The sequence below is a fragment of the Phenylobacterium sp. genome (assembly GCF_044371015.1).
Lineage (GTDB): Bacteria > Pseudomonadota > Alphaproteobacteria > Caulobacterales > Caulobacteraceae > Phenylobacterium.
On record NZ_JBILUK010000181.1, the window covers coordinates 1 to 6,457 of the forward strand.

Below are 6,457 nucleotides of genomic sequence, written 5' to 3' on the forward strand. Positions count from 1 at the left end.
TCAGCCGACGGCGCCAGCCCCTCAGGCTTGCCCTGCGCGTGCGGGATCACGGCGTGGCCGCCGCATTCCAGGCTGGCCGGGGTCTTCGGCGGCCGCACCACCACGACCTCGGTGTCGCAAACCGCGCTCTTCCAGCGCGAGCCAGGCTTCAGTTCCATTCTTGGCGTCTCCCTTTGCGGTCTTCGCTAGGGCCAAGCACGGCGTCCTGTCCAGCCCCTGACTTACCCCTTCAGCATTCGCCGAACCGCGCTGGCGATGTCGTCGGCGAAGCGTTGCGCGACGGCGGAGTCCGCCGCGAGGTCGAAGGCGTGAAACGCGCCGGGATAGAGATGCGCTTCCACAGGCACGCCCGCGCGACCGAGGCGGGCCGCAAAGTCGAGGTCTTCGTCGACGAACAGATCCAGCGCGCCCACGCCGATGAAGGTCGGCGGCAGGTCGGCGAGATCAGCCGCCCGAGCCGGAGAGAAATAGGCCAGACCATCTTCAGAAAGGTCGTAGTCGCCCTGCATGCAACGCCATCCGAACCGGTTGGCTTCCTGAGTCCAGATGTGATCCCCGGCGTACCGGTTGCCATAGGGATCGTCCGGCCCAGCGGTTCGATGATCCAGCATCGGGTAGGCCAGGACCTGACCCGCCAGGCGCGGACCGCCCCGGTCCCGGGCCAGAAGCGCCAGCGCCGCCGCCAGCCCCCCTCCGGCGCTCTCGCCCACCACAACGATCCGACCCGGATCGACACCCAAGGCGGCGGCGTTGGCGGCCAGCCACCTCAGGCCCGCGTAGCAGTCCTCCAGCGGGCCCGGAAAGGCGACCTCCGGCGCCAGCCGATACTCCACGCTGACAACCACGGCGTCGAACGCGACGGCGCGCTGCCAATTGCGCGCATCGGCCGCCGCCGCGCTGCCGACGACAAAGCCGCCGCCATGAATGTGGTAGATTGCGCCGCCCGCCCCGCCGCCGGGCGGAATCTGCAGCCGGACCTCAACCCCGGGTGGCGCGACCTCGACCCTGGCCTCCGGGGCGCCCGCGCCGCCGAACATGCGCGCCCCGGCGTCGCTCCGCATTCGCATCGCCGGCAGGGATTCCAGGGTCGGCGTAAACGCATCGGAGATCATGGCCAGCAATGGCCGCAGCTCAGGATCGACGAGGTGATCGGAACCGCTCATGTCACGCTCCACGCCACGCGCCCAGGCGCATGCCATCGCACCCTGCAGGTACGGTGCGCCCAAGCCAAAAGAAGCGGAAGCGCCGTTCTTCCCGGCGCTCATTGAGCTAACTCAAATTGAGCATGTACGCGGCGACTTGATGCCCCGTGAGCACGACGCCGGCCGTCATCAGCAGAAGGTTGAAGGCCACTGACGTCGGCCCCCAGAGCGCCAGTCGACGCCAACCCGCGACCACGACCAGGATCGCCGAAAGCGCCAGGACCTGTCCTATCTCCACGCCCACATTGAACGCCAGGAGGTTCGCCAACCGGCCCTCGGGGCTCAGCCCGAGGTCCTGCAGCTTGGTGGCGAGACCCAGGCCGTGGACCAGCCCGAACGCCAGCACGGCCGCACGTGGATCCGGCTGGACGCCGAACACGGTGCGAAAGCCGCCCAGGTTCTCAAATCCCTTGTAGATCACCGACAGGCCGATCACCGCGTCGACCAGGTGGGCATCGACCGTCGTACCGAAGAGCACGCCGCTGATCAGGGTGATCGAGTGGCCGAGCGAGAACAGGCTCACATAGAGGAGCACGTCACGGGCCCGGGCCAGGAAGAACACGACCCCCGCGAGGTAGAGCAGGTGATCGTAGCCGGTGACCATGTGCTTGGCGCCGAGATAGGCGAACGGCAGCGGGTCGGGTCCCCGCGCGGCGGCCACGAAGGCGGCGTCCGCGCCGCCGATTGCGTGCGCAAGCGCCGGCCCCGCCAGGGCCGCAACGGCGAGACCAAGCAGGATCGATGCGGAGGTCTTCACCGGAACCGCAGCGGGTAAACCGTCATCCGGATGTGCACGCCATCGTCCTGCAGGTCGCGTTCTCCGGCGATCCGCACCCGGTCAAGCGCCCGGGCATAGGTCACGCGAAACGAGAGCGCTTCCGAGGGCGTCCAGGCCAGGCTGGCGCCCGCGCTGGACAGTGTCTTCTTCGGGTGCGGCGGACGGGCGTTTCGCATGTAGGCGCCGTCCGCGAACACCGAGGCGGTGAAGGCGCCCCAGTCGAACCCCGATCCCGAGGCGCGACCGAACGGTCGGATCGGCCGCGCGAACTCCACCGAGGCGATCGCGCCCCGGTCGGCGAGCACCAGGGTCTCGCGATAGCCGCGCACGCTGACCTCGCCACCCGCAGCCAGTCGTTCGCCGGAGTAGAGCGTCCCCGATGCGTACTGGCCGGTCAGCCGCGCGCGCAGCTCCAACCCGTTGCCGGTCAGGCGCCGGGCGTAATTCACCTGGGCCAGCGCCGCCTTGAAGTCGCGCTCGGGCGAGATGACGCCGGGGATGTCCGATCTCGTCCCCTTCACGCCGAGGGTCCCGGTGAGCGAGACGGCGAACACCCGGTCCACATTGCGCGCCACATAGTCGCCGACCAGGCGCACGGCGGTATAGGCGCTGCGCCCCTCGACCGCGCCGGGGCTGAACGAAAAGGGCTGGCCCAGAAGATAGGTGCGCGAGATGCGTCGAGACGCCTGGATCCCGACGGTCAACGCTTCCGCCGACCGCCATCCGCCGCCCTCGAGCGGCAGCAAGGGCCGTTCGGACAGCCGCCAGTTCACCCCGCCCTCGCCCGCCCGATCACGCGCCTCGATGTCCAGAGGCGCAAGTTCCCTGTCCACCACCGCCGCCTCGTTCAGGCTGGCGCGGACGAACGCGGTCAGGCGCGGCGCGAGCGGCGCGCCATAGCTCAGGGCCGCGTCCTCCAGCCCATCGGTTACGCCGGCTTCGAAGCTCAACAGGTCGCCCGGGATCGCGGCGTTGCGTAGGCTCGCCGCCGCTGAGAGCCGCTCGCCGCCCACGGAGGGCGAGCGGTTGTTAGCGCCGGTCACCGCCAGTTCGAACCGCTCCTGCGGCAATACGCTGAGCGCCAGGCTGGCCTCCCCCGGGCGCGTCCCAGGGCGCAGGTCCGCGGTCAGGGTGCGGATCGCAGGATCCTCGGCCAGGAGGCGGAAGTCCCGCTCCAGATCGACCGCGCTCAACGGTCGGGCCCGCGTTGAGGGCATGCGGGCGCGCAGATAGCTGGCCGTGAGTCCCCCATCCGAACCCGCGACCCAGGCCACGCTGACATCCGGTCGCCCGGCGGGGTCTGCGGACAGCCCGCCCAGGATCAACTCCAGCACCAGTTCATCGGGCGTGTTGGAAGGCCGGGACACAAGGCCCGAGTTTATGAATCCCGCCGACAGATAGGCCCGGTTGATCGCCTGCACCAACGCCAGGGCTCGCCCACCGCTCCCCTCCTCCGGGCTGCGGTTGGCGGTGAACTGGGCCCGCACCCAAGCCGCGTCGAGGGCCTGCCCGGGGGCGTGGGTCAACACAAGGCCCGGCCCGACGTCCGAAGGCGGCCGCCAATCCTTCGGCGGCGTTGCGCCGGAGTCCGGGCCCGCAACGGTCACAACGACCCGGCTCACCCGACGTGGCGTCACAGTCCTGGGGCCAGGGCTCGGCGCAGCGGGCGTGGCCCGGGGTGCAGGCGGCGTGGCGTAGGCCGGTGGCGAGAGCGGCGCGGCGTCCGGTCCCGTGCGGGGGCCAGGCTGCGCCACGGCGGGCGAGGCCGCGAAGGCCCCCGCGAGCGCCCAGGCCAGCGGTCTCAAGGGCAGGCCCCTGGCGTCGCAGTTGTGACACTCGCCGCGCCCGGCGCCGGTTCGGCGGCGTGGGGGCCGACCTGACGGGTTATCAGTTGGCTCACCTGCCCGGTCGCGCGCGCCACGGGGCACTGTCCGCGCAGCACACGCGATGCATCCAGCACAGAAAGATCCCGTTCCACCGTACCGCCGGAGACATCCTCGACCCCGCCCTCCAACGCCAGATTGCCGTCGACCGCCACCGTGTTCACCCGATCCGACGCATTGATGAAGAAGCCGGTCTGGATCGCCACATTGGCCCCCTGCCGTTCACCGAGCGCCAGGATCGAACCGCCCTTGGAGATGATCGCCAGCGGATCGTTGATGGTGATCCGCCCGCCGGTTCCGGGACCGGAAGAGGTCTGAATCACACCCGGGACCAATCCCTGGAGGAGAATGACGCCGGGACGGCGCATCTTCACATTGATGTCCCCGGCTGCGCCCGCGAAGGAGTTGGTCGTAACGCGACCTCCATTCGAGATTGTCAGGCCATCCGCCTCGATCAGGATCGTGCCGGCGTCGCCCCCGGGACCGGACCGTGTGAAGGTCGGATCGCCGGCGATGTTCTCGCTGCTGATCGATGAGCCAAGGCCGTCCACGAGCAACGTCCCCGCCCGGATATCGATCCGGCCTGCAACATTGGGATTGGCGGAAAGCGTATCGATCGAGCCACGGTTCAGCACGGACACGTCATCAGCGATGATCTGAACGTCTCGGGCTCGGCCCCGGGACCCCACTTCGGCGGCCGACGAGATGAACCCGCCGTCAAGGCGCAGACTCTTGGCTCGGATCGAGACCAGGCCCGCATCGCCCACGCTCAGGGTCGATGTGGATACAAGGGAGCCGCTTCGGACCAGGATGTTGTCCGCGGCCACGGCGACTGACCCGGCGTTCCCGCCCTCGGAAAGCGGCGTCGCGGCCGAAATGATGCTGGCGCTTTGCTCCAGTGTGACCGACTTCGCCTGGAGGGAGATCGAGCCGGCGTCCCCAAAGCCCTGAGTGCTCGAACTGATGCTGCCGAAATTGCGGAGGACAGCCGTGCCGGCCTTGATGGCGATGTCCCCGGCATCACCGTCGTTGGTGGTGTCGGATGAGATCTGCCCGAAGTCGACGACGAGCGAGCGGCCGATATCAAGGCGGATATCTCCTCCGCCGCCTCGAACACCGGCTGAGGTGATCGCGGAGTTGTTGAACCGCTCGTCAGACAGCACATCGACGTTCTCGGCGTTGATCAGGATGTCGCCTGACTTGCCCGCTCCGAAGCTGACCGTTGCGATCACGCTGCCGTTCAGCACCGCCAGATCACCCACCTTCAGGGCTATGCCGCCCGCGTCAGCATCGAAGCGGCTCACCGTCGAGATCAGGGCGCCACGATCCAGCGTGAGTTTTCCCGCCTGGATGTTGATGTTTCCGCCACGCCCCTCGCCAAAGGTCTCGGACAGGATCGAGGTGAAGCCCTGCGACTCTCCCGCCAGGAAGATCTCGTCGGCTCGAATCGACACCGTTCCGCCAGCGCCCGAACTTGTGGTCGTCGAAGAGATGGAGCCGGCCGTCGCCAGCGTGAGCTTCCCGACATCGATGGAGACCTCGCCCGCGTCGCCTCGGGCCCCGAGTTGGGACTCGGAACTGATCGCCGAGGATTCCTGGACAATGAGCGTCCGCGACTCGACGCGCACGCCGCCGGCCCGGCCGGTGCTTCCCGATTGGGCGTCGGAACGCAGGGCGGAGGAAACGTCGAGGGTGATCGCCCGCGCTTCGGCTCGGACATCGCCCGCATCGCCATCCCCGCGCGTGCTGGAGGAGATCTGGCTGTTGGACAGGAACATGTCGCCCGAAGCCTGAAGCGTGACCTGGCCCGCCGCGCCCCGGGAACCGGCGGCCGCTTCGGTCAGGATCAGGGTGTTGAGCAGTTCCAGATTGCGACCGGCGACCTCGATAACACCGCCGTCGGCGAGCCCGTTGGTGTTCGAGGAGAAGAACACATTGCGCATGAAGATGTCGCCCGCGGCGCGCAGGCGGAAGATCCCCGGGAGAGCGCCCTCGCCGTCCTTCGCGTCGCCGTCATAGAAGACCTCATCGAGGGCGACGTCACCGCGGGTCTCAATGAGCACCCGGCCCGGCGCGCCGGGGCCGCTGGACTGGGTGAGGAAGAAGCTGCCGCTCATGAGCAGCGACGAGGACTTGATGCTGATCGTGCCCGCGGCGACGGCGCCCTCCGGACTGAAGGTCGAGACTCCAAAGATTCCACCGTCGGCTTTGAAGCTGCCGGAGAGGTCGATGATCAGGTTCCCGGAGTCTGCCAATCCACCCGGCGTGGAGCCGAACGACCCCCCAGACACGAGGAGCGAGCCCCCTTGGATGACGACGTCGCCGGACCGCCCGGCGCCGAAGCTCTGGGTCGTGACGATCGCCGCGCCAAGGTCGAAGGCGTCGGCGCGCAATCGAATGTCGGCGCCAGCCCCCGTGCTGCCCGGGAGCGCGGCCGAGTTGATGACGGCGGAATCGACGATCAGGTTCTTGGCCTCGATCAACACGTCACCGGCATCGGCCGATCCGCTGACGGTAGATCCTACGAACGCGCCGCCACCCAGACGAACATCATCGGCGATGAGGCGCACGTCTCCGGCCGCGCCGCTGCCCGT

The 6,457-nt window shown here is 68.7% G+C and carries 4 protein-coding genes; all 4 read right to left on the bottom strand.

Features of this window, described 5'->3' with window-relative positions; genetic code table 11:
* Nucleotides 1-221: 221 nt before the first annotated feature.
* The gene (locus ACIQ3R_RS13550) at nucleotides 222-1,163 is read right to left on the bottom strand and encodes an alpha/beta hydrolase (RefSeq protein ID WP_397419363.1); all 942 of its coding nucleotides are present in this window, start codon (nucleotides 1,161-1,163) and stop codon (nucleotides 222-224) included.
* Nucleotides 1,164-1,269: 106 nt separating this feature from the next.
* Nucleotides 1,270-1,959 carry a HupE/UreJ family protein gene (locus tag ACIQ3R_RS13555; protein ID WP_397419365.1) on the bottom strand — a complete coding sequence of 230 codons (690 nt, stop codon included), beginning with the start codon at nucleotides 1,957-1,959 and terminating at the stop codon, nucleotides 1,270-1,272.
* On the bottom strand, nucleotides 1,956-3,785 hold the full coding sequence (locus ACIQ3R_RS13560; protein WP_397419367.1) for a ShlB/FhaC/HecB family hemolysin secretion/activation protein: 1,830 nt from the start codon (nucleotides 3,783-3,785) through the stop codon (nucleotides 1,956-1,958). Before ACIQ3R_RS13560 ends, ACIQ3R_RS13555 begins: the two co-directional genes overlap by 4 nt.
* Nucleotides 3,782-6,457 (bottom strand): beta strand repeat-containing protein (locus ACIQ3R_RS13565; protein WP_397419369.1); only part of this gene is annotated, 2,676 nt, incomplete at its 5' end. The genes ACIQ3R_RS13560 and ACIQ3R_RS13565, both read right to left, overlap by 4 nt.

Bases quoted from the DNA above. Each gene is read 5' to 3' on its own strand.
- ACIQ3R_RS13550 (WP_397419363.1), bottom strand. From the start codon at position 1,163: ATGAGCGGTTCCGATCACCTCGTCGATCCTGAGCTGCGGCCATTGCTG.